The 20,300-nt window shown below is 70.2% G+C and carries 22 protein-coding genes; 13 read left to right on the forward strand and 9 right to left on the reverse strand.

Going from position 1 to position 20,300, the window contains the following annotated elements:
- The first annotated feature begins 139 nt into the window (after window positions 1-139).
- The 6 genes from ACZ6Z4_RS07560 to ACZ6Z4_RS07585 all read left to right on the forward strand — a co-directional run bounded on the left by ACZ6Z4_RS07560 (window position 140) and on the right by ACZ6Z4_RS07585 (window position 5,301).
- Window positions 140-637, forward strand: a complete 498-nt coding sequence (locus ACZ6Z4_RS07560; protein ID WP_465559320.1) for a SigE family RNA polymerase sigma factor — start codon at window positions 140-142, stop codon at window positions 635-637.
- On the forward strand, window positions 634-1,161 hold the full coding sequence (locus ACZ6Z4_RS07565; protein ID WP_465559323.1) for a hypothetical protein: 528 nt from the start codon (window positions 634-636) through the stop codon (window positions 1,159-1,161). Before ACZ6Z4_RS07560 ends, ACZ6Z4_RS07565 begins: the two co-directional genes overlap by 4 nt.
- A gap of 52 nt (window positions 1,162-1,213) precedes the next feature.
- Window positions 1,214-1,906: a FadR/GntR family transcriptional regulator gene (locus ACZ6Z4_RS07570; RefSeq protein WP_465559326.1), complete on the forward strand. Its 693-nt coding sequence runs from the start codon at window positions 1,214-1,216 to the stop codon at window positions 1,904-1,906.
- Window positions 1,903-2,667, forward strand: a complete 765-nt coding sequence (locus tag ACZ6Z4_RS07575; protein WP_465559329.1) for a creatininase family protein — start codon at window positions 1,903-1,905, stop codon at window positions 2,665-2,667. Before ACZ6Z4_RS07570 ends, ACZ6Z4_RS07575 begins: the two co-directional genes overlap by 4 nt.
- 125 nt (window positions 2,668-2,792) lie before the next feature.
- Window positions 2,793-3,764 (forward strand): CE1 family esterase, encoded by a 972-nt coding sequence (locus tag ACZ6Z4_RS07580; RefSeq protein ID WP_465559333.1) that lies wholly within the window; start codon window positions 2,793-2,795, stop codon window positions 3,762-3,764.
- Between the two features lies 1 nt (window position 3,765).
- Window positions 3,766-5,301 carry an AbgT family transporter gene (locus tag ACZ6Z4_RS07585; protein ID WP_465559336.1) on the forward strand — a complete coding sequence of 512 codons (1,536 nt, stop codon included), beginning with the start codon at window positions 3,766-3,768 and terminating at the stop codon, window positions 5,299-5,301.
- Here ACZ6Z4_RS07585 and ACZ6Z4_RS07590 read toward each other — a convergent pair.
- A complete protein-coding gene (locus ACZ6Z4_RS07590; protein WP_465559339.1) occupies window positions 5,294-5,869 on the reverse strand; it encodes a nicotinamidase in 576 nt (191 codons plus the stop codon). The genes ACZ6Z4_RS07585 and ACZ6Z4_RS07590 overlap by 8 nt on opposite strands.
- Entirely contained in the window at window positions 5,823-6,296 is a 474-nt protein-coding gene (locus ACZ6Z4_RS07595; protein WP_363673039.1) for a hypothetical protein, read from the reverse strand. The genes ACZ6Z4_RS07590 and ACZ6Z4_RS07595 overlap by 47 nt, the downstream gene beginning before the upstream one ends.
- Before the next feature lie 130 nt (window positions 6,297-6,426).
- On the opposite strand from ACZ6Z4_RS07595, the gene ACZ6Z4_RS07600 reads away from it, so the two are divergent.
- The 4 genes from ACZ6Z4_RS07600 to ACZ6Z4_RS07615 all read left to right on the forward strand — a co-directional run bounded on the left by ACZ6Z4_RS07600 (window position 6,427) and on the right by ACZ6Z4_RS07615 (window position 10,626).
- Window positions 6,427-7,167 (forward strand): SDR family oxidoreductase, encoded by a 741-nt coding sequence (locus ACZ6Z4_RS07600; protein ID WP_465559342.1) that lies wholly within the window; start codon window positions 6,427-6,429, stop codon window positions 7,165-7,167.
- A complete protein-coding gene (locus ACZ6Z4_RS07605) occupies window positions 7,164-7,661 on the forward strand; it encodes a copper resistance CopC family protein (RefSeq protein ID WP_465559345.1) in 498 nt (165 codons plus the stop codon). Before ACZ6Z4_RS07600 ends, ACZ6Z4_RS07605 begins: the two co-directional genes overlap by 4 nt.
- A gap of 14 nt (window positions 7,662-7,675) precedes the next feature.
- Window positions 7,676-8,623 (forward strand): ring-cleaving dioxygenase, encoded by a 948-nt coding sequence (locus tag ACZ6Z4_RS07610; RefSeq protein ID WP_465559348.1) that lies wholly within the window; start codon window positions 7,676-7,678, stop codon window positions 8,621-8,623.
- 77 nt (window positions 8,624-8,700) lie between these two features.
- Window positions 8,701-10,626, forward strand: a complete 1,926-nt coding sequence (locus ACZ6Z4_RS07615; protein ID WP_465559351.1) for a protein-arginine deiminase family protein — start codon at window positions 8,701-8,703, stop codon at window positions 10,624-10,626.
- Here ACZ6Z4_RS07615 and ACZ6Z4_RS07620 read toward each other — a convergent pair.
- Window positions 10,623-11,192: a CGNR zinc finger domain-containing protein gene (locus ACZ6Z4_RS07620; protein WP_465559354.1), complete on the reverse strand. Its 570-nt coding sequence runs from the start codon at window positions 11,190-11,192 to the stop codon at window positions 10,623-10,625. The genes ACZ6Z4_RS07615 and ACZ6Z4_RS07620 overlap by 4 nt on opposite strands.
- Before the next feature lie 102 nt (window positions 11,193-11,294).
- On the opposite strand from ACZ6Z4_RS07620, the gene ACZ6Z4_RS07625 reads away from it, so the two are divergent.
- On the forward strand, window positions 11,295-12,098 hold the full coding sequence (locus tag ACZ6Z4_RS07625) for a helix-turn-helix transcriptional regulator (RefSeq protein ID WP_465559357.1): 804 nt from the start codon (window positions 11,295-11,297) through the stop codon (window positions 12,096-12,098).
- A gap of 15 nt (window positions 12,099-12,113) precedes the next feature.
- Here ACZ6Z4_RS07625 and ACZ6Z4_RS07630 read toward each other — a convergent pair whose 3' ends face one another.
- Genes ACZ6Z4_RS07630 through ACZ6Z4_RS07640 form a run of 3 tightly spaced genes read right to left on the reverse strand, consistent with a single transcriptional unit; the run spans window position 12,114 to window position 16,037 of the window.
- Entirely contained in the window at window positions 12,114-13,571 is a 1,458-nt protein-coding gene (locus ACZ6Z4_RS07630; RefSeq protein WP_465559360.1) for a carboxyl transferase domain-containing protein, read from the reverse strand.
- Window positions 13,568-14,713, reverse strand: coding sequence for a CaiB/BaiF CoA transferase family protein (locus ACZ6Z4_RS07635; protein WP_465559362.1), 1,146 nt, complete (start codon window positions 14,711-14,713; stop codon window positions 13,568-13,570). Before ACZ6Z4_RS07635 ends, ACZ6Z4_RS07630 begins: the two co-directional genes overlap by 4 nt.
- A gap of 4 nt (window positions 14,714-14,717) precedes the next feature.
- A complete protein-coding gene (locus tag ACZ6Z4_RS07640; protein WP_465559364.1) occupies window positions 14,718-16,037 on the reverse strand; it encodes an SLC13 family permease in 1,320 nt (439 codons plus the stop codon).
- A 93-nt stretch (window positions 16,038-16,130) separates the two neighbouring features.
- On the opposite strand from ACZ6Z4_RS07640, the gene ACZ6Z4_RS07645 reads away from it, so the two are divergent.
- Both ACZ6Z4_RS07645 and ACZ6Z4_RS07650 read left to right on the forward strand, forming a co-directional pair.
- On the forward strand, window positions 16,131-16,835 hold the full coding sequence (locus tag ACZ6Z4_RS07645) for a FadR/GntR family transcriptional regulator (RefSeq protein WP_465559366.1): 705 nt from the start codon (window positions 16,131-16,133) through the stop codon (window positions 16,833-16,835).
- Window positions 16,832-17,593 carry a sulfite exporter TauE/SafE family protein gene (locus ACZ6Z4_RS07650; RefSeq protein ID WP_465559369.1) on the forward strand — a complete coding sequence of 254 codons (762 nt, stop codon included), beginning with the start codon at window positions 16,832-16,834 and terminating at the stop codon, window positions 17,591-17,593. The genes ACZ6Z4_RS07645 and ACZ6Z4_RS07650 overlap by 4 nt, the downstream gene beginning before the upstream one ends.
- On the opposite strand, the gene ACZ6Z4_RS07655 is transcribed toward ACZ6Z4_RS07650, so the two are convergent.
- Genes ACZ6Z4_RS07655 through ACZ6Z4_RS07665 form a run of 3 tightly spaced genes read right to left on the reverse strand, consistent with a single transcriptional unit; the run spans window position 17,586 to window position 20,218 of the window.
- Window positions 17,586-18,347 (reverse strand): hypothetical protein, encoded by a 762-nt coding sequence (locus ACZ6Z4_RS07655; RefSeq protein WP_465559372.1) that lies wholly within the window; start codon window positions 18,345-18,347, stop codon window positions 17,586-17,588. The genes ACZ6Z4_RS07650 and ACZ6Z4_RS07655 overlap by 8 nt on opposite strands.
- Window positions 18,348-18,365: 18 nt before the next feature.
- Entirely contained in the window at window positions 18,366-19,364 is a 999-nt protein-coding gene (locus tag ACZ6Z4_RS07660) for a YdcF family protein (protein WP_465559375.1), read from the reverse strand.
- On the reverse strand, window positions 19,364-20,218 hold the full coding sequence (locus ACZ6Z4_RS07665) for a phosphatase PAP2 family protein (protein WP_465559377.1): 855 nt from the start codon (window positions 20,216-20,218) through the stop codon (window positions 19,364-19,366). Before ACZ6Z4_RS07665 ends, ACZ6Z4_RS07660 begins: the two co-directional genes overlap by 1 nt.
- Between the last annotated feature and the right edge of the window lie 82 nt (window positions 20,219-20,300).

Raw genomic sequence — 20,300 nt, forward strand, 5'->3', positions numbered from 1 at the left:
GCCGGAGCGTCGGCTCCGCGTCATCCGCGCGGGTGGAACGATCCCCTACGGAAGTCGTAGCCGGTCGAGGTCGATGGTCGCGGTCCGCGACTAAACCGAACCGGCGGCCGCGGGCGTCTATCCAGGTATGCCCCACAAGATGCGTGAGGACTTCGCCGAGTTCGTCGTGGCCCGGCAGAGTCAGTGGTTACGCACCGCCCACCTGCTGAGCGGTGATCGGCAGTTCGCCGAGGACATCGTCCAGCAGAGCCTGGAGAAGCTGTACGTCGTGTGGCCGAAGGTGGCCGGCGTCGGGGCGCCGGACGCCTACGTCCGCAAGATGATTCTCAACGTCTACCTCAGCGAGACCCGGCGGGCCTGGCGGCGCCGGGAACGGACCAGCGAGGACGTCGCGCCGGCCGTGGTGCAACCGGGCGGTGCGCCGCTCGACGACCGGATCGATCTGGTCCGGGCGCTGGCTGCGCTGCCGCGGCGCCAGCGGGCGGCGCTGATCCTGCGCTTCGCGGAGGACCTGAGCGTCGCCGAGACGGCGGCGGTGATGGGGTGCGCGCAAGGAACCGTCAAGGCGCACACCGCGGCCGGGATCAAGGCGCTGCGGCGATCGATGGATCTTCACTGTGTGGGAGTGACCGAATGACCGACGAGAAGGAGCTCGAGGACCAGATGCGATCACTGTTTCGCCGTGAACAGGGCGACACGCCCAGACAACTGCCGCTGGACGCGGTGGTCGAAGGAGGAAGCCGCCGGCTCCGGCGGAGGACGGTACGCCGGGTCCTGGGCGGTGTGGTCTGCGCCGTGGCGGCGACCGGGGCAACCGTGTCGGTGGTCACCGCCGCCACCGGCGGCGCGACCCCGCCTGTGTCGGACCAGGTGAAGGTGAAGCCGACACCGACCAACACCCCGTCCTACCCACCCCCGGCGACCCCGACCAGGCTCCCGATGAACGAGCCGCTCGCCACCCCGACCAGGCCACCGATGAGCGACCCCGACGCGACGCCCACCAGGCCGCCGATGAGTGACCCGGATGCGACGCCCACCAGGCCGCCGATGAGTGACCCGGATGCGACGCCGACCAGGCCGCCGATGAGCGACCCCGACGCGACACCGACCAGGCCCTCGATGAGCGAGCCCTACGTGACGCCCACCGACACCCCGCGCTGAAACCGCGCACGACCTCTTGACGGGTCGAAAGGCTAAGTGATTTAGTCACTTTGTGACTTACTCAGCCGCGGAGACCCCGAGCCTGTCCGATCGCCTGACCGAGGCGATCCTGGGCATCATCCGGGACCAGGACCTCGGGCCCGGGGACGCGATCCCGTCCGCCCGGGAGCTGGCGAAGCGGTTCGAGCTGACCACGCCGACCATCCGGGAGGCGCTGCGCAAGCTGGAGGCGACCGGTGCGGTCGAGTTCCGGCACGGTTCCGGGACGTACGTCGGCCCGACGATCAACAACGTCGTCCTGGCCAACCCGCACCGGCCGCCGATCACCAAGCAGTCCGTGCTGCAGCTGATCGGCGCCCGCCTGGTGATCGAGCCGGCCGTCGCCCACCAGTCCGCGCTGTCCCGCGGCGAGGAGAACCTCAAACGCCTGGAAGCCGCGGTGACCAATGCCCTGGTCCCCCCCGGTGGTCCGGCGTTCGCGCTGAACTTCCACGTAGAGCTGGCCGCCGCCTCCGGCAACCCGCTGCTCGAGGAGGTCGTCGGCTCGCTGCTCAAGGTCCGGGTCCGCGAGCAGCAGCAGATCCGGCAGCTGTACGACAACCGCAACCGAGACCACGAGGAGCACCGCGCGATCCTGGACGCCGTCCGCGCCCAGGACGCCGCCGAAGCCGAACGGCTCACCCGCGAGCACCTCGACAACATTCGCCGAGCGGTCACCGCCGCCGACTTCCCGGAGATCTCATGAACTGGCCCACAGGGATCTTCCGTCTCGCCGAGATGACCACCGACGCCGCCAAGGACGCTGTCCGGACCGCGCCGCTGGTGATCATCCCGGTCGGTGCGCAGGAGCAGCACGGTGGCGGGATGGCGATGTCGACCGACACCGTGCGCGCGGTCGGCGTGGCCGATCTGGTCGCCGAGCGGCTGGCTGGGCGCGCTGTGGTCGCACCTCCGTTGACGTACGGCGTCTCGCCGCACCACATGGCCTTCGCCGGGACCATGACGTTGTCCCCGGCAACCTTCGCGGCCGTCGTCCGGGAGTTGGTGGACAGCCTCTACCAGCACGGCTGGCGGCGGTTCCTGGTGGTCACCGGGCACGGCGGCAACAACGCCGCGCTGTCGGTGCTGGCCCAGGAGTACGTGCGCAGCGACCTGACCTTCGCCTGGACGCCGCTGACCGAGATCGTGTCCGACCTGATCACCGACGTCAGCGAGGTGCACGGTCACGCCGGTGAGGCGGAGACCGCGCAGATGCTCTATCTGGCACCCGACCTGGTGCACGCCGAGCAGCTCGAGCCCGGCGCGCTGACCTTCGACGAACTGAGCACCCCGGCCCGCCTGTCCCGGACCAAGCAGGGACCACGGATGTCGGTCGGGTTCGACGTGTACCACAAGCGCGGCGTCCTGGGAGACCCCCGGCGCGCCACCGCTGAGCAAGGCCGGCTCCTCGTCGAGACGGCCGCCGACCGGATCGCCGCCTTCGCCGACGAGCTCCTCTCGGCCTGACCCCCGCTCCGGTCCAGACCCTGCTGCGACCGGCCCAGCAAGTCCACACCTCACTGGTACGCCCGATGCGTTCCAGGCGTGAGCCTGCCCGCCCGCAGGCCACCTGCCCAAGGAGGCAACCCCTGATGAAACTCCATCGCCTTGCCCTCGCCGGCCTGGTCACGGCCGGCCTGGTGACCGCCGCGGCCAGTTCGCCGCTCCTCTCGGCCACTGCCGCCCCGGCGGCCGAAAGCAGCAACCGCCAGCAGGACGCCACCGCCGACCGCAGTACTGGTTGCTTCAAGCAAACGACGCAGCAGCCCGGTACCGGCGCCGACTACACGCTGGTCAGCGGCGGCATCGAGCGCACCTACCGGCTGCACCTGCCCGCCAAGTACGACGCGCGGAAGGCGCAGCAGCTGATCGTGGTCTACCACGGCCGCGGCAAGACCGGTGAGTTCACCGAAGCCTTCTCCGACCTGTCCAAGCTCGACGCGATCGTTGCCTACCCCAACGGTGTGCTCGGTGACGAGGACAAGCAGGCCTGGCAGGGCGCGCCGTACTCCAAGGCCGGCGTCGACGACGTGAAGTTCACCGCCGACCTGCTGGACAGCCTGGAGGCGACGTACTGCGTGGACAAGGACGCGGTCTACGCGACCGGCAAGTCCAACGGCGCCGGGTTCACCGGGATCCTGGCCTGCCAGATGGCCGACCGGTTCGCGGCGATCGCGCCGGTGGCCGGAGCCTTCTACATCGAGGGCAAGCGCTGCCACCCGAGCCGCCCGATCCCGGTCCTGGACATCCACGGCACCGGCGACACCACCATCCCGTACGGCGGCGACGGCTCCCGCGACCTGCCGAGCGTGCAGACCTGGACCCGCGACTGGGCGGTCCGCAACGGCTGCGACCCGGAGCCGCAGCTGAGCACCAAGGGCGACGACGTCCTGACCGCGACGTACAAGCGCTGCGACGCCGACGTCGTGCACGTCGCCGTGACCGACGGCGGGCACAGCTGGCCGGGTTCGGACGCCGCGTCCGGTCCGGGCTACGTCAGCCAGACCTTCGAGGCGCACGAGCTGATCGGTTCGTTCTTCCGCGCGCACAAGCTGAGGAGCTGAGATGAGCACGGCGACCGACCAGACCAAGGAGCTGCCCCGCCTGGTGCGGGCGATGGCGGTGATCGAGAAGGCAGGCAACGCGCTGCCGCACCCGTTCTGGCTGTTCTGGATCCTGTCCGCGATCCTCGCGGTGGTGAGCTGGATCCTGTCGATGCTGGACGTGTCGGTGGTCTCGCCGAAGGACGGCAAGACCGTCGCGGTGCAGAACCTGCTGTCCGGCGACGGCCTGCAGATGGCGGTCTCGACGGCGATCTCGAACTTCGCCGAGTTCCCGCCGATGGCGACCATCGTGGTGGTCATCATGGGCGTGGCGCTGGCCGAGCGGACCGGCTTCCTGCAGTCGCTGATGAAGGTCAGCGTGTCGCGGGTGCCGACCTCGATGGTGGTGTTCGCGGTGGCCTTCGCCGGCACCATGGCGCACGTCGCCTCGGCGGCGGCGTACATCATCCTGGTCCCGCTCGGCGGGCTGGCCTTCCGGGCCGTCGGCCGGTCGCCGATCCTCGGCATCGTGGTGGCCTACACCGCGATCGCCTCCGGGTACGACGCCAGTCCGATCCCGACCCCGAACGACGCGATCTTCGCCGGCATCACCGAGGCGGCGGCCAAGACGGTCGACCCGGACGCCTCGATCTCCCCGCTGTCGAACTGGTTCTTCAACATCGCCTCCTCGGTGCTGCTCTCGCTGGTGATCACGCTGGTGGTCCGGCTGGTGCTGAGCAAGCGCAACGACCTGGACGCCGACCCGGACGCACCGGGCGACGACCCCGACGCGCTGACCCTGTCGGACCGCGAGCGGACCGGCCTGCGCCGGGCCGGGATCGTGTTCGGGCTGGCCGTCGTCGCGATCGTCGCTGCGCTCGCGCCGCACAGCTCACCGCTGCGTGGGGAGAACGGCAGCATCGTGGAGTCGCCGTTCCTGGACGGCATCGCGATGGTGGTCGCGGTCCTGTTCGGCCTGGTCGGCATTGCGTACGGCGTCACGGTGGGCGCGATCAAGCAGGCCGGTGACGTGCCGAAGCTGATGGCCGAGGGGATCAAGCAGATGGCACCGGTGCTGGTGCTGTTCTTCGCGATCGCCCAGTTCCTGGCCTACTTCAGCTGGAGCAAGATCGGTGACCTGCTGTCCGCGGAGTCGGCGCGCTGGCTGGGCGACATCGGCGCCCCGACGGTGGTGATCTTCCTCGGCATCCTGGTGCTGCTGACGCTGATCAACATCCTGGTCACCAGCGGTTCGGCGATGTGGTCGCTGACCGCGCCGATCCTGGTGCCGATGATGCTGCTGCTGAACGTCCCGGCCGAGACCACCCAGGCGCTGTTCCGGATCGCGGACTCCGGATCCACGGCGATCACGCCGATGAGCCCGTACTTCGTGATGGCGCTCGGCTTCCTGCAGCGCTACCGCAAGGACGCCGGGGTCGGCACGCTGGCGTCGTACACGGTGCCGCTGGCGGTCGCGATGACGATCGCCTGGACGTTGCTCTTCCTGGCCTGGTGGGCGCTCGGCATCCCGCTCGGCCCGGGGGCTCCCGTCAGGTAAGCGCGATCCCTGCCTCGCGCAGCTCGACGAGAGTGTGTTCGGTGCTGGCCGGTGCCACCCCTGCGGTGAGACCGGTCAGCACCGTCGTCGTGAAGCCCTCGCGGTGCGCGTCCAGCGCGGTCGCGCGGACGCAGTAGTCGGTGGCGATCCCGCAGACGTCGACCTCGGTGACGCCCTTGTCCCGCAGCCAGGCGGCCAGGCCGTCGCCGTCGTGCGACTTGCCCTCGAACCCGGAGTACGCCGCGGCGTACTCGCCCTTGTCGAAGATCGCGTCGAACGGCTGCGGGTCCAGGTTCGGGTGGAAGCCGACGCCGTCGGTGCCGGCCACGCAGTGCTTGGGCCAGGAGTGCACGAAGTCGGGCTGGTCGGAGAAGTGGTCCCCGGGCTCGATGTGGTGGTCGCGGGTGGCCACCACGTACCCGTAGGTCCGGTCCCGGGGCTCGGCCTCGTGCCACGTGTGCAGCAGCTGCCCGATCCGGAACGCGACGTCCGCGCCGCCGGCGACAGCCAGGCTGCCGCCCTCACAGAAGTCGTTCTGCACGTCGACCACGATCAGCGCCCGTGTCATCGCGGGACTCCTCTCTCCTGCTCCCACCGTACAAGCCGCGGTCGCGGATCGCGGTGAGGAGGAGCACGAGCAGCCCGAGTACGGCGAACAGCGCGTTCCCGCTGGTCAGCAGGATCGCCTGGCCGACCGTGGCGTTCTCCATGTTGGTCACGTGGAAGAAGAAGTGCGGGATCGCGAAGGCGGTGTAGGCGAGCGCGGCCGGGATCAGGTGATGGGCCACCGGCCGGACCAGCGCGAACCCGAGCACGATCGCCAGCCCGAGCATCACCGCGCCCAGGTCGCGGGAGAAGTGCTCGCTGAACGGCGGGTTGATGTCGACGGTCGGGAAGTCGGTGTAGAAGCTCCGCGGCGCCAGCGTGTTCCAGACGCCGACCACCAGGGCCTCCAGGAACAGCAAGGCGACCAGCAGCCGGATGGCGAGGGTCATCGTCTCTCCTTTGGGGGCAGTAGTACGGGTACGACCGGGCAGCGCCGCGATTCGTGACAACCGGTGGTGTCACGAATCGCCGGGCTGTCCGGTCCTTGTCGCCAGTACTGGTGGCGAGGAGAGGATCGCGATGACGAAGTTCCTGGTGACGGGATCGACCGGACAGGTCGGCGGACCGGCCGCGGCGGCGCTGCGCGCGGGCGGGGCGGACGTGGTCGGGCTGACCCGCAGCGGTGGTCCCGAGGCGGTGGCCGCGGACCTGGTCACCGGCGAGGGCCTGACCAGGGCGCTGACCGGGATCGACACCGTCGTGCACCTTGCCGCGGGCAACGACAAGCGCGACCTGCCGATGCTGCGCAACCTGACCGCGGCGGCGAAGGCGGCCGGGGTCGGGCACCTGGTGATGATCTCGATCGTCGGCTGCGACCTGGTGCCGCTGGCGTTCTACCGGCAGAAGGTGGAGCTGGAGGGGATCGCGCTGGCGTCCGGCGTACCGCTGACGATCCAGCGGGCGACCCAGTTCCACACGCTGGTCGACCAGGTGTTCAGCGTGCAGAAGTTCTCCCCGGCGATCTTCGCGCCGGCCTGGAGCTTCCAGCCGATCGCGCCCGAGGAGGTCGGGGCGCGGATGGCCGAGCTGGCGATGGGGGCGCCGCAGGTGCGCGCCGAGGACATCGGTGGGCCGCAGGTCGAGTCCGTCCGGGAGCTGCACGCGGAGTGGAAGGAGGCGACCGGGAGCCGCCGGCCGGCGGTGATTTTCCGGATGCCGGGCAAGATGTCGGCGGGGTTCACCGCGGGCGTCCACCTCGCGCCGGCGTCGTCGTTCGGGAAGCAGACGTTCGCGGAGTACCTGGCGAAGAAGTACCGATGAGCAGGTGGGTGGCGATGCTCGGACTGGTCGCGGTGCTGCTGGGCTGCCCTCTGGCGGCGTCGGCGCACGGCGCGGTCGCCGGGTCGACGCCGGGAGCTGGATCGCGGCTGGCCGAGTCGCCGGCCACGGTCCGGATCGAGTTCAGCACGGTGATCGAGCGCGGGTCCGTCGTCCTGGAAGATGCCGCAGGCAAGGACTGGTCGGCCGGCGCGGCCCGCGTCGAGGGCGTGCTGCTGGAACGCGAGGTCGGCGCGGAGCTGCCGGACGGCGAGTACGCCGCCCGCTGGACCGCGCTGACCGACGACGGGACGCCGCTGGACGGCGTGCTGCGGTTCAGCGTCGGGGTGGTGCCGGACGACGGCAACCCGTTCGACGACGTGATCACCCCGCACGGGATCGTCCAGCTCCGCAACGCCGCGGTCGTCGGTGTCGGGCTGTTGACGCTGATCACAGCCGCCGCGCTGGCCGGAACCTACCGGCGCGTCGGCCGGTGAGGGATGCTGGGGCCATGAACGAGATCAAGCCGCACGGCCTGCACCACGTCACGGCGGTCGCGACCGATCCGCAGCGCAACATCGACTTCTACACCACGGTGCTGGGCCTGCGGCTGGTCAAGCAGACGGTCAACTTCGACCGTCCCGAGCTCTACCACCTGTACTACGGCGACGAGGCCGGGCTGCCGTCGACGCTGCTGACGTTCTTCCCCTGGCCGGAGGCGCCGGACGGGAAGCAGGGCACCGGACTGGCGACGGCCACGGCGTTCAGCATCCCGCCGGAGAGCCTCGGCTGGTGGCAGCAGCACCTGGCCGGCCTGAAGGTCGACGCGGACGCGCCGGTACGGCGTACCGACGAAGAGGTGATCGCGTTCCGTGACCCCGACGGGCTGGTGATCGAGCTGGTCGCGGCCGAGGGCGATGCCCGGTCGGGCTGGGACGGCGCCGCCGGGATCCCGGCCGAGCACGCGGTCCGCGGTCTGCACGCGATCACGGTCAGTGAGGCCGAGTTGGAGCCGACGGCCGAGCTGCTCGGCGGGATGCTCGGGATGACGCTCGGTGACGAGAGCGGGGGCCGGGCCCGGTTCACGATGACCGGCGACAACCCCGGCACGGTCGTCGACGTCGCCGCGGGGTCCGGTGACAAGGGCGTGCAGGCGGGTGGCACGGTGCACCACGTTGCGTTCCGGGCGCCGGATCGCGAGACGCAGGCGCACTGGCGTGAGCTGCTGGTCGAGTCCGGGCACGAGGTGACCGAGATCCTGGACCGGCAGTACTTCACCTCGATCTACTTCCGCGAGCCGGGCGGGGTGCTGTTCGAGATCGCGACCGACCAGCCGGGGTTCACCGTCGACGAGCCGCTGCTCGAGCTCGGCCGCAAGCTGAAGTTGCCGCCGTGGCTGGAGCCGAACCGCGAGCAGATCGAGAACACCCTGCCCCGGATCGAACTGCCGACCGCCTGAGGACCGGATCCTGACAGGATCCGGAAAAGTCTTCGCGAGCCTTTGGTCGACCCTTCGTCGAGCAAAGGATCCGAAGCATGTCACGTCTGCGTCGCAGTCTCCTGCTGGCCGGTGCGGTGAGCACCGGCCTGGTCGGGAGCGTCCTCCCCGCGACCGCCGCCGGCCAGCCGCTGGCCGGGCTCCACCAGACCGGCGCCTCCGGCCCGGTGCTCTTCCTCGCCAACCTGGACGACGATGCCGGCCGCTGCCAGGAGAAGGCGCGCACGGTCGCCAAGGCCGCCGTCGAGCAGGAGGCGGCGTACGACGACGCCTTCTACAAGGCCAAGGCGGAGCTGGAGAAGGAGCCGGACAAGGAGAAGGCGGAGCGCGAGTACCAGGAGCTCGTGAAGACCTACCAGCGGCAGAAGAACGCGGCGGACCGGACGATGGCCGCCTGCAACGACGCGGCCGACGACGTGGTGAACGGTGCGCAGGACGCGAAGGACCTGGCGCGGGTGCGGACGACGGCCTGGGCGGGCGCGCCGGCCGGTGCCTCGGGCAAGGTCACGGTGTCGACCGACCGGGTGCGGGTGTTCGTGAAGCGCGCCAAGGGCTGGGAGATCGCCGATTCCCTGACCACCGACGAGGTCCGGCGCGGGGTCGAGCTCGGGATCGAGGGGCGCGACATCGTCCGCGACGGGGCCGTCTGGGACGGCACGGCGGTGCTGAAGCTCGTTGTCTCGGGCAACGGGTCTTCGTCGAGCGCGACCGTCGCGCTGAAGGAGGCGCCGGTGCTGACCCAGCTGAACACGCAGCGGCTGCAGCGCGTGTTCGCCGGTACGGCGGGCGACGGCGACAAGGTCGGGGCCGCCTGGCGGAATCAGGTCGACAAGGTGGTGAAGCAGAGCGGCGTACCGTCCGGGCTGCAGCGGCTGGACCAGAGCGGTGACAGCTGGACGCAGGACCTGTTCGAGCCGGCGTACATGTCGATCCCGGGGCCGGGTGGGAAGCCGCAGGGGATGAAGGTGCTGCTCGGGTCGGTCAACGACTCGCGCCGGGTCGGGTCGCGGGTGATCTTCACCGAGCTGGCCGGCGCCGACGTCGCGGCCGTGCACGTCGAGCACGTGCCGGTGCCGGAGGAGAACGACAGCTACGACTCGATGGGGAACCTGGAAACCATCCCCGCGACGCCGCAGCACCCCGTCGGGCGGATCGTGATCGGGGGCGACGGGTTCGAGCACGGCAAGACCGGACCGGCCAGCGAGATGATGACGCTGCTGAAGTCGCAGGGGATGCAGAACCCGCTCGGGCTCGATACGTCCTGGCTGACCGTCGGGCATGTCGACGAGTTCCTGCAGTTCGTGCCGGTGCCGGGGAGCCGGCTCGGATGGAAGGCGCTGATCGCGGACCCGGCCGCCGGGCTGCAGCTGCTGCGCGGCGTACGGGCTGGTGGGCACGGCGGCGACATCATGCACGGCCGGCTGCCGGAGCTGGAGTGGCCGTACGACCTGCGGATCGACCAGCGGAGCACTGACGAGTTCCTGGCCGACAAGCAGTTCGTGGAGACGAACGAGCGGGCGGCGGCGAAGATCCAGGCCAACGTCGAGGTGCTGAAGCGCGAGGCCGGGCTGACCGACGCGGATCTGGTCCGGGTGCCGTCGCTGTTCACCGCCAAGTCGATGGACTACGGGATGCTCGAGACCGAGATCAGTCAGATGCAGGACGGGCCGGAGAAGGACGCGGCGGTCGCCAAGCTGCACGCGATGCGGGACGCGGTCGCGGAGATCCCGGGGGCGGTGAACGGGCTGATGCTGAACGCCGGCAAGTACATCGCGCCGAAGCCGTACGGGCCGGTCGTGGGCGGCAAGGACGTGTTCGCGTCGGCGATCAGCAAGGCGCTGGCCGGGATCGGCTACCAGGTCACGTACGCCGACGACCTCAAGTCCGAGCACATCTCCGAGGGCGAGATCCACTGCGCGACGAACACCCTGCGGGACTCGCTCAGCACGCGGTGGTGGAACTAAGGACGCACGGAGACCGGGCGCGTCTGGTCCTTCTTGCGCGCCCGGTAGGCCTTGGCCTTCATCTTGTTGCCGCAGGTCTCCATCGCGCACCACTCGCGGCGGCCGCCCCGGGAGCGGTCCAGGTACACCTGGGTGCACTCGGGCCGCCCGCACTCCTTGAGCAGCTCCGCGTCGGAGCCGCCGAGAATCGCGATCGCGTCCCGCGCGACGGCGGACAGAGCCTGCTCGGCGGTCGCCTCGATCCGGTGTCCGTCGACGACCAGCTGGGGGACCGCGGCGGGTACGCGCGCGGCCGCGTTCAGGACCGCGGCCGCGTGCTCGTCGTACGGGAGGTCGTTGAGGCGGGCGAAGACGAGGGTGTAGATCGCCTCGCGGACGGTGACCGCCTGCGGGATGTCGGCGGCCGCGCAGCTCACCTCGCTGCCCGCGACGACACCGGCCTCGCGGTACCACGAGGCCAGGCTGGAGGCCGCGGTCAGCGTCTCCAGCGGTACGGCGTTCCGGCGCGCCTTCAGCGTGCCGACGAAGTCGAGGGCGGTGTTCCCGCAGGGAAAGGCATGCTCCACGTCACCAGTCTGGCAGGTGACGTGCAACGATGCAATGGCGGCCGTGTTCAAGCGGGCGTTCGCCGGGGGACCGCGACACTCGGCGGGCGGCGGGTGAGCGGGGTGCGTGACAGGATGCCGGTCGTCGAGGTCGGTCTCGCCACGGGGGTGGGGATTGTGGTTCGTGCGCTCGCGCATTTTCCGGTACGGCAGCAGGTGTGGGACGCGTCACTGCGGCTGCAGGTGGTCCGGGCGCGGTACTGCGACGAGTGGCTGGCCGGGCGGCGGCGGGACGCCGAGGTCCGGGTCTTCGGCCCGGACCACCTCGGGCTGCGGGACTGGCTGCACGACCTGTGCTGGGAGTGCTCCGAGCTGACCGCGGTGACGTCGACGCAGTGCCAGACCGTCGAGAGCTTCGCCCCGAGCCACAAGCTGAACCAGACGCTGGTCGAGCGCGGCGTCCGGATGACGAGCTTCTTCGACACCACCGGCGGGTCGGACGCGATGACGGAGTTCCTGATCGCGGCCGAAGAGATGCCGTACCACCTGGCCTACGGGCCCATCCAGCTGAAGGTCTTCGACGGCGAGCGGGTGGTGGTCGAAGGGCCGATCGTGGACGGGCAGCGGAGTTTGATGCTGATCGGTGGGTTGGAGGCGGTCAACGCCGCCGGGCAGTACCTGCGGGCGGTGCGGGAGACGGCGGTGCGGGCGAGTGAGTTGTCCGAGCCTGAGGCGGAGCTGACGAGTCGTCAGCAGGTGATCGCGGAGCTGTTGTGCGAGGGGTGCACGGACGATCAGATCGCGGAGCGGATCGGGTTGAGCGTGCGGTCGGTGCGGTACGAGGTGGCGCGGTTGCTGGAGGCGTTGCAGGTGAGGACGAGGTTCGCGGCGGGGGTGCGGTGGGCGCGGACGAAGTCGGACGAGTAGCCCGGCGGCTGCGGCTCAGCGGAGGTGGGCGGCGATCTCGGCAGCGAGTGCTGTGGTGAGGGTCTCGGGGGTGTCACCGGGTAGTTCGGGGACGACGTGGTGGACGATGCCCTGCTCCTGCAAGTCGGTCGCGGCGATGCGTTGTGCGGTGGCGAGGTCGGGCGCGTGCGTCGTGTCGCCGTACATGATCGCGCTGGCGCCCTCGGGCGGCAGCGGCGCCAGCCAGGCGTGGCCGGCGGCGATCACGGTCGTTGCCGGCAGCAACGCCAGCGCGCCGCCGCCGGTCCCTTGACCGAGTAGCACGGAGACGGTCGGGACGGTCAGCGTGCTCATCGTCGCGATGCACTGAGCGATCTCGCCGGCCAGCCCGCCTTCCTCGGCGGCTTGCGAGAGCTCGGCACCCGCGGTGTCGATCAGCGTGACGAGCGGCAGCCCGAGCTCCTCGGCCAGCCGCATCCCGCGCCGGGCGGATCTGAGGGCCGCTGGGCCGAGGGGCCGGTGGGACTCGCGGTCCTGGCCGACGAGCACGCAGGGGCGTCCGTCTACGCGGGTCAACGCGACGAGCACGCTCGCATCCGCCGAGGTCAGCCGAACAGTCCCGCTGCAGGCGAACCGCAGGAACTCGCGTACGCCGGGGCGATCGGCTTGGCGGGTGGCAAGCACCGCATCCCACCCGGTCGCACCCGGCTCCCACGTGCGACCAGCTTCGCCGCGGCTCGCGGTGCCCGAAGCGGGTCCGCATCCGCCCGCCTCCGCCCTGGCTGAGGGCGCCGAGCCGGAGGTCCGACGGACGAGGGTGGCCGGGGTCGCGGGGTCGACAAGGATTCCGAGAGTCCGATCCAGCAGTACCGGCAGGTCCACCGATGCCACCACACCGTCGATCACCCCGTGCTCGGTCAGGTTCTCCGCCGTCTGCACGTCCGCGGGGAACGGCTCGTCGTACAAGGCCTGGAAGACCTTCGGCCCGAGGAAGCCGACCAGTGCGCCCGGCTCAGCAACGGTGACATGACCGAGCGAGCCCCAGGACGCGAACACCCCGCCGGTCGTCGGGTGCCGCAGGTGCACGAGGTACGGCAGCCCCGCCTTCTTGTGCTCCATCAGCGCGTGCGAGATCCGCACCATCTCGAAGAACGCCGGCGCGCCCTCCTGCATCCGCGTCCCACCCGAGGACGTCGACGCGAGGATCGGCAACCCCTCAGCGGTCGCCCGCCGTACGGCCGCTGTGATCCGGGAAGCCGCGGCCCGGCCGATCGACCCGGCGAGAAAGGCGAACTCACTCACCAGTACGGCGACCGGCCGTCCCCGCATCAGCCCGCGCCCGGTGAGCACCGACTCATCGGCACCAGACCGCTCAGCCGCCTTCGCAAGCTGTTGCCGATAGTCCTCGGAATGTCCGCTGAGATCAGCCGGCTCGTCCCAGGATTCGAAGGAGCCGGAGTCCAGCACGACGTCGATCAGCTCTCGAGCGCTCATGAAACCCAACCCCGGATCGCCTCGCCGTGCTGATCGAGCGTCGGCGGCGCCGCGTGGTCCTGCCGGGTCTTCTCCTCACCATCCGCCCCGAAGAACCGCAGCGGCGGCCCCGGCAACCGCACCGCCCCGAGCGTCGAATGCTCCACATCGATCAGCAACCCCTGACTGACCGTCTGCTCCCACTCGTACACCTCGTCGAGCCCGCGCACCTTCCCCGCCGGCACGCCCACCTCGTCCAACCGAGCCAGCAACCGCTCAGCCGGCCACTCGGCGAACGCGGCCTCGACCACCTCGATCACCCGCCCGCGATCAGCGACCCGCGCAGCGTTCGTCTCCAGCCCGCTCTCGTCCAGCCCGAACGCCGCGACCAGCCGCTGCCACAACCCCTCGCTCCCGACCGCGATCTGCACCGACCCGTCCTGGCAGTGGAACAACCCGTACGGCGCGATCGACGGATGATGGTTGCCCTGAGCAACTCCAACCTCCCCGGCGACCGTGTACCGCGTCCCCTGGAACGCATGCACCCCCACCACCGCCGCCAGCAACGACGTCCGTACGACCTGCCCGACGCCGGTCACGTCCCGCTCCCGCAACGCAGCCAGTACGCCGTACGCGCCGTACATCCCGGCCAGCAGATCCCCGATCGGCACCCCGACCCGCTGTGGATCCTCCGGCCCCGAACCGGTCAGCGACATCAACCCGGCCTCGCCCTGCGCGATCTGGTCGTACCCCGCCCGACCGCCCTCCGGCCCATCGTGCCCGAAGCCGGTGATGGACAGTGCGACCAGCCGCGGATTCCTGGCCTGCAAGGACTCCAGCCCCAGCCCGAGCCGCTCCAGCACCCCGGTCCGGAAGTTTTCGACCAGCACATCGGCCCGGTCGATCAGCCGCAGCAGCACCTCGCGGTCGGCCGGGTCCTTGAGGTCGAGCGCGATCGACTCCTTGTTCCGGTTGGCCGACAGGAAGTACGTCGACTCGTCGCCGGCGAACGGCGGTCCCCAGCCGCGGGTGTCGTCGCCGCGGCCGGGCGCCTCGACCTTGATCACCCGCGCGCCGAGGTCGCCGAGCATCATCGTCGCGTGCGGACCGGCGAGAGCCCGCGACAGGTCGACGACCAGTACGCCGTCCAGTGGTCCGGTCATCACGTCACCATCCCGGCAGGACCAGCGCGGCCCAGACCAGCAGCGGACCGACGAGCACGACGATCATGCTGTAGGTCAGGATCTGCTTGTAGTACACGGGTTCGGTGATCGTGTCCGGCTTGTTCGCCAGCATCAGCGCGCCGTTGGTGGAGAACGGGCTGACGTCGACGATCGTCGACGCGACCGCGAGCGCGGCCACGAACAGGCCCGCGTTGATCCCGCCGTCCGCGATCAGCGGGACCGCGATCGGGATGATCACCGGCAGCAGCGCGGTCGACGACGCGAACGCCGAGACGACCCCACCGACGTAGCAGAGCACCAGCGCGCCGATCGCGACCGCGCCCAGCCCGGCCGCCCAGTTCCCGACGAACTCCGGCGAACCGGCCTCGGTCAGGATCGCGGCGTACGTGCTGACCCCGGCGACCAGCAGGACGGTCGGCCAGGCGATCTGCTTGACCGCGTCCTTGTGCTCCTTCGGCGCCAGCATCGCCAGGATCACCGCGGCGGTGATCGCGACGAAGCCGATGTTCTTGTCGAAGACCAGCGCGACCACGGCGACGCCGACGAACGCGACCAGCGTCAGCACCTGGTCCCGGCGTACGCCGAGAGCCTGCGTACCGGTCGGAGCCGACGTGCCCTGGCCGCGCGCGGGGACGGTCGCGCCGCCGCGATGCAGATCCTCGGTCAGGGTGTCCTCGTCGTCGGGGTCGACGCGCTGCGCCATCAGCTTGCGGCCGCCGAACAGCGCGAACAGGATCGCGGCCATCACCAGGTTGACCGCGAGGCTGGCCAGGAAGACCGTCATCTCGCTGGAGGGCAGGTTGTTGTCCTCCATCACCGAGTTCGTGATGGTGCCGTAGATGCTGATCGGGGAGAACCCGCCGCCCTGGGCGCCGTGCACGACGAACATGCCCATCATCAGCGGGTTGATCTTGTACTTGCCGGCGAAGCCGAGCGCGATCGGGCCGATGATCGCGCAGGCCGCCGGGCTGGCGGCCCCGATCGCGGTCAGCAGAGCGGTCACCGCGAACATCACCCACGGGATCAGCGCCACGCGGCCACCGACCGCGCGCACCGCCGATCGCACGATCAGGTCGACGGTGCCGTTGTTCTTGGCGATCGCGAACAGGTAGGTGACGCCGATCAGGGTCAGGATCAGGTCGCCGCTGACGCCGCCGAGGATCTCCTTCTCGCTCAGGTCGAGGGAGAACATGCCGACCAGCCACGCCGCGACGTAGGCGAGCGCACCCATGTTGATCGGCAGCAGGGTGCCGATCACGAACAAGGCGACCAGCGCCAGGATTGCCACCCATTCAGGTCCCATGACCGGGCCTCCAGAAGGTTTGTGGGGGACACCACGTTGGATCAGTGGCCTAGCCAATAGCTCAATGACCCAGTTGTCAATACATTGGTACCCATGGACGACTCGCCGCGCTTCCCCCGTCCCGTGCTGCGGACCCGCCTCTACGAGCAGGTCGCCGAGCAGATCACCGGGTGGATCGCGGAGAACGGGCTGAAGGCCGGCGACCGGCTGCCACCCGAGCGGGAGCTCGCCGTCCGGCTGGGGGTCAGCCGGGCGACGCTGAGCCAGGCGCTGGTCGCGCTCGAGGTGATCGGGGTGGTCGTCGTCCGGCACGGCGACGGGACGGTGCTGACCGATCGGGCCCGGACCGCGCCGGTGATCGAGGCGATCCGGGCGCACGCCGACCGGTTGCCGGAGATCATCGAGGCGCGGGACGCGCTGGAGTCGAAGCTCGCGGCGCTGGCCGCCGTACGGCGTACTGATGCCGACGTGGGCGCGATCCTGGCCGCGCTGACCGAGATGGAACGCGACATCGCGACCGGCGGGCGCGGGGTCGACGGGGACGAGCAGTTCCACGGCGCGGTCACCGCGGCGGCGCGGTCGGAGCTGCTTGCGCAGATGATGGCGGCGATCCACGACCTGATCCGGGAGACCCGGATCGAGTCGCTGTCCCAACCGGGCCGCCCGAAGGACTCGCTGGCCGGGCACCGGAAGGTCGCCGACGCGATCATCGCGGGCGACCCGCTGGCCGCGGCGGCCGCGATGCACGAGCACGTGATGCTGGTCAGCGACGTGGCGCTCATCCGCGAGCAGTCGTGACGGGGGCCGAGCACCTCATTGTCATCGCCGCTGGACTCGGAGCAGGTCTGCTGACCTCGACCGTCGGTGTGGCGTCACTGGTCAGCTTCCCCGTGCTGGTTGCCCTTGGCATCCCTCCGGTGGTCGCGAACGCTTCGAACACCGTCGGGCTGATCCCTGCTGGGCTTGGTGGTTCGCTGGGCTATCGGCGGGAGCTGAAGGAGCAGCCTGCGGTCACCTGGCTGGTCGTCGCGACGTGTGCGATCGGGTCGATCGGCGGCGCGGTGCTGCTGCTGGCGCTGCCGCCGGGGGTGTTCGAGGCGATCGTGCCGTGGCTGATCCTGTTCACCTGCCTGATCGTCGGGGCGACGCCGACGATCTCCAAGTGGCTGCGCTCCCGCCAGCCCGACGAGGTGGCGCCGCGCACGAAGATGTCGCCGCTGACCACGTTCTTCGCGGCGCTGACCGGCGTGTACGGCGGGTACTTCGGGGCCGGCTCGGGCGTGATGATGATGGCGGTGCTCGGCCTCGGGCTCGACCTGGAGCTGCGGATCGTCAACGCGCTGAAGACGTTGGCGGTGCTGGCGGCGAACATCGTCGCCGGGCTGATCTTCGTGTTCGTCGCGGATCTCGACTACACGGCGGTCGGTTTGCTGGCGATCGGCTCGATCGTCGGCGGCTACACGGGCGCGCACATCGGGCGCGTGCTGCCGCCCACGCTGCTGAGGATCCTGATCGTGCTGGCCGGCATCATCGCGGCCGTCACAATGCTCACCTGACCGGCGGCGTCAGCTTCTTCTGCAGTTCCTCGGTCTCCGCCAGGTCGACCGGCTCGTACTGGCTGTTCGCCAGCTCCTCCAACGCAACCGCCGCCAGCCCGACGACCCCGGCCTTGGCCACCTCAGCGAGCTTCGGATCCCCCTCGCCCAACGCCCCGAGCGGCGCAGCCGCCCCCGCGACCGACACCAGCGCCACCACCCGCAGTACCGAAGCCAGCACCCCGTCGAGCTCCTCGTGCCCGACCTGCCGAACCCGCTCCCGCAGCCCCTCAGCTGCCGCGATCGCCGCCTCGGTCGGCCCCGCAAACCCTCGCTCGGTCAACCCGTCGAGAATCTCTGCGACATCCTCGTCGTCGAGATCCAGAAACTCCGCCGCAGCCTCCAACGGCTGATAGGCCTCCGCGGAAGCCAGCAACGGCACCGCCTCGACAACGCGCTCGCGAGCCTTCGCATGCTCAACCCCACGCAACAACAACACCGCGGTCGTCAACGCAACATCCAGATCCGCGACGACGTTCTTCAGCTCCCGCTCCCCATCACCCCCAGCCGCCAGCGCCGCCACCCGCTCACCCTCGTGCACGAACAACCGCTTCGGCATCGGCACCGCCGCCACCACCGGCTGAAACGCCCCCACGGACAACGCGGCCGTCCGATCCACCGGCGCCTTCTCCCCAGGCTTGACCGGCGCCCCGGCCCCCTTCCCCGGCACCTTGAAGAAGTCGTCACGACGCGGACCACCAGCGGTAAGACTCACCCGTTCACCCTAGCCAACTCAGATCAGTCGGGCGAAGGCGCTCAGGAGGATCAGGCCGATGATGATGCCGTTGGCGATCTTGTGGTCGACCAGGACGGCGATGAACTCGCGGATCGTCGCGCTGGGCCAGAAGTAGAGGGCGGTGGGGGAGCCGAGGACCTGGCCGTTGACCTTGGCCTTGCGGGCGGTGAAGGCGGCGCGGAGGGCGTGGAAGTTGTTGGTGACGATCAGGCAGCGGTACTTCGGCTTCAGGTCCGTCATGATCACGGCGCTGAAGGTGAGGTTCTGGTACGTCGTGGTGGAGCGGTCCTCGCGGAGTACGGCGTCTGCTGGTACGCCGTGGTCGATCAGGTAGTCGGCCATCGCGACGGCCTCCGCGACGTCCTCGCCGGGGCCTTGGCCGCCGGAGGTGATCAGGAGCGGTGCTCGGCCGCGGTCGCGTTCCTTCTGCCAGACGGTTTGGGCCTTGTCGAGGCGGCTGGCGAGCAGCGGCGGGACGCGGCGGCCGCGGAGGCCGGAGCCGAGGACGACGATGAAGTCCGGGCGGCGGAAGAAGCGGATCCGTGCGTAGACGAACGCGTAGGCCAGGAAGCAGACGAAAAGGAACGAGACGTAGCCGAGAATCCCGCCGACTCCGTCGCGGAGGGCGGCGAGGAACGGGGAGCCGGTCTTGGCGACGACGAGGCTGAAGCCGAGGAAGGCGAAGAAGCCGACGCCCGCGGCCAGAGACAGGAGGTTCGCCGGGCGGCGGCCTTCGCGGCGGAGCATCACGACGCCGTTGCCGATCAGCGCGACGGCGAGCACGAAGATCGTCAGCGGGATCATCACCAGCACCAGCAGGACCAGCCAGCGCGCGGCGGTCTCGTTCACCGACTCGAGCGCGAAGACGGTCCCGATGCCGGCGAAGAAGACTGTCATCACCAGGTAGATCCCGTTGCGCAGCACCCGCCGGTCGCGCAGGAAGCTGATCACGAACAGCACGAACCAGAACGCCGCGATGCCGAAGCCGAAGATCATCAGCGGACTTCCAACCGGCGCCAGCTTGCCCAGAAGATCAGAGCACTAGCCGCAGACGCGGCCGACGCCAGGACAGTCGCGCCCAGGTACAGCGGCCACTCGCTCTCGTGGATCGCCTGCTGCAAGCCCTCGCCGACCAGCGGCACGCCCCACAGGATCCCGCCGAGCGCGAGCCAGCCGGCGGTGTAGAGGCAGATGACCACGACGAACACCACTCGTCCGACGTACCGCTTGCCCTCGTACGGATGGACAGCGCCCCGGCGCGCGAGCCACCACGACGCCAGGCACGCGAGCCCGAGCGCGATCGCGTCGGCGGCGATCGTGTCCGACAGCCGGTGCCACTTCGCAGCCAAGGTGTAGGCGCCGATGCCGGTCGCCCAGCTCAGCGTCAGGAACATCGCGACCCCGCGCCACCGGTACGGGATCACCAGCAGCGCCGCGAACAGCACGGTCATCGCGATCGTGGTGTGCCCGCTCGGCAGGCTGTTGCCCTTGAAGTCGCCGGTGACGTCGACCAGCTCGGGGCGGACCAGCAGGAACCGCTTCAGCCCCTGGGTGACCACCTGCCCGGCGACGATCACGCCGACCGCGGCGACCGCGAGGTCGGTCCGGCGGCGCAGCAGCCCGACCAGCCCGATCACCAGACAGGCACCGAGCAGCGAGTACACGGTGATCTCGTCCAGCGCGTTGTTCGCGGCAACGAACTCGGTCCGGTTGGCGCTGTCGTCGGCGCCGCGCAGTACCGCGTTCTCCAGCTCCTGCCCGGCTTTCGTCCGGACCGCGAGCACGTACGTCGCGACCAGGGTCACCGCTGAGGCCCCCGCGATCAGCAGCCAGCGCCGAGACGGTGCCACGCTTCGTGTCTCCTTGATCACCGGGGGATGCGAGCGGTCGTATCAAACCATGGACGGTCCGGGTCTCCGGGTGCTGGCTCGC

This window comes from Kribbella sp. NPDC104740 (assembly GCF_055583505.1).

Excerpts from the sequence above, each read along its gene's own strand:
- ACZ6Z4_RS07560 (WP_465559320.1), top strand. The coding sequence starts at position 140 with ATGCGTGAGGACTTCGCCGAGTTCGTCGTGGCCCGGCAGAGTCAGTGG.
- ACZ6Z4_RS07565 (WP_465559323.1), top strand. The coding sequence starts at position 634 with ATGACCGACGAGAAGGAGCTCGAGGACCAGATGCGATCACTGTTTCGC.
- ACZ6Z4_RS07575 (WP_465559329.1), top strand. The coding sequence starts at position 1,903 with ATGAACTGGCCCACAGGGATCTTCCGTCTCGCCGAGATGACCACCGAC.
- ACZ6Z4_RS07580 (WP_465559333.1), top strand. The coding sequence starts at position 2,793 with ATGAAACTCCATCGCCTTGCCCTCGCCGGCCTGGTCACGGCCGGCCTG.
- ACZ6Z4_RS07585 (WP_465559336.1), top strand. The coding sequence starts at position 3,766 with ATGAGCACGGCGACCGACCAGACCAAGGAGCTGCCCCGCCTGGTGCGG.
- ACZ6Z4_RS07590 (WP_465559339.1), bottom strand. The coding sequence starts at position 5,869 with ATGACACGGGCGCTGATCGTGGTCGACGTGCAGAACGACTTCTGTGAG.
- ACZ6Z4_RS07595 (WP_363673039.1), bottom strand. The coding sequence starts at position 6,296 with ATGACCCTCGCCATCCGGCTGCTGGTCGCCTTGCTGTTCCTGGAGGCC.
- ACZ6Z4_RS07600 (WP_465559342.1), top strand. The coding sequence starts at position 6,427 with ATGACGAAGTTCCTGGTGACGGGATCGACCGGACAGGTCGGCGGACCG.
- ACZ6Z4_RS07605 (WP_465559345.1), top strand. The coding sequence starts at position 7,164 with ATGAGCAGGTGGGTGGCGATGCTCGGACTGGTCGCGGTGCTGCTGGGC.
- ACZ6Z4_RS07610 (WP_465559348.1), top strand. The coding sequence starts at position 7,676 with ATGAACGAGATCAAGCCGCACGGCCTGCACCACGTCACGGCGGTCGCG.
- ACZ6Z4_RS07615 (WP_465559351.1), top strand. The coding sequence starts at position 8,701 with ATGTCACGTCTGCGTCGCAGTCTCCTGCTGGCCGGTGCGGTGAGCACC.
- ACZ6Z4_RS07630 (WP_465559360.1), bottom strand. The coding sequence starts at position 13,571 with ATGAGCGCTCGAGAGCTGATCGACGTCGTGCTGGACTCCGGCTCCTTC.
- ACZ6Z4_RS07635 (WP_465559362.1), bottom strand. The coding sequence starts at position 14,713 with ATGACCGGACCACTGGACGGCGTACTGGTCGTCGACCTGTCGCGGGCT.
- ACZ6Z4_RS07640 (WP_465559364.1), bottom strand. The coding sequence starts at position 16,037 with ATGGGACCTGAATGGGTGGCAATCCTGGCGCTGGTCGCCTTGTTCGTG.
- ACZ6Z4_RS07645 (WP_465559366.1), top strand. The coding sequence starts at position 16,131 with ATGGACGACTCGCCGCGCTTCCCCCGTCCCGTGCTGCGGACCCGCCTC.
- ACZ6Z4_RS07660 (WP_465559375.1), bottom strand. The coding sequence starts at position 19,364 with ATGATCTTCGGCTTCGGCATCGCGGCGTTCTGGTTCGTGCTGTTCGTG.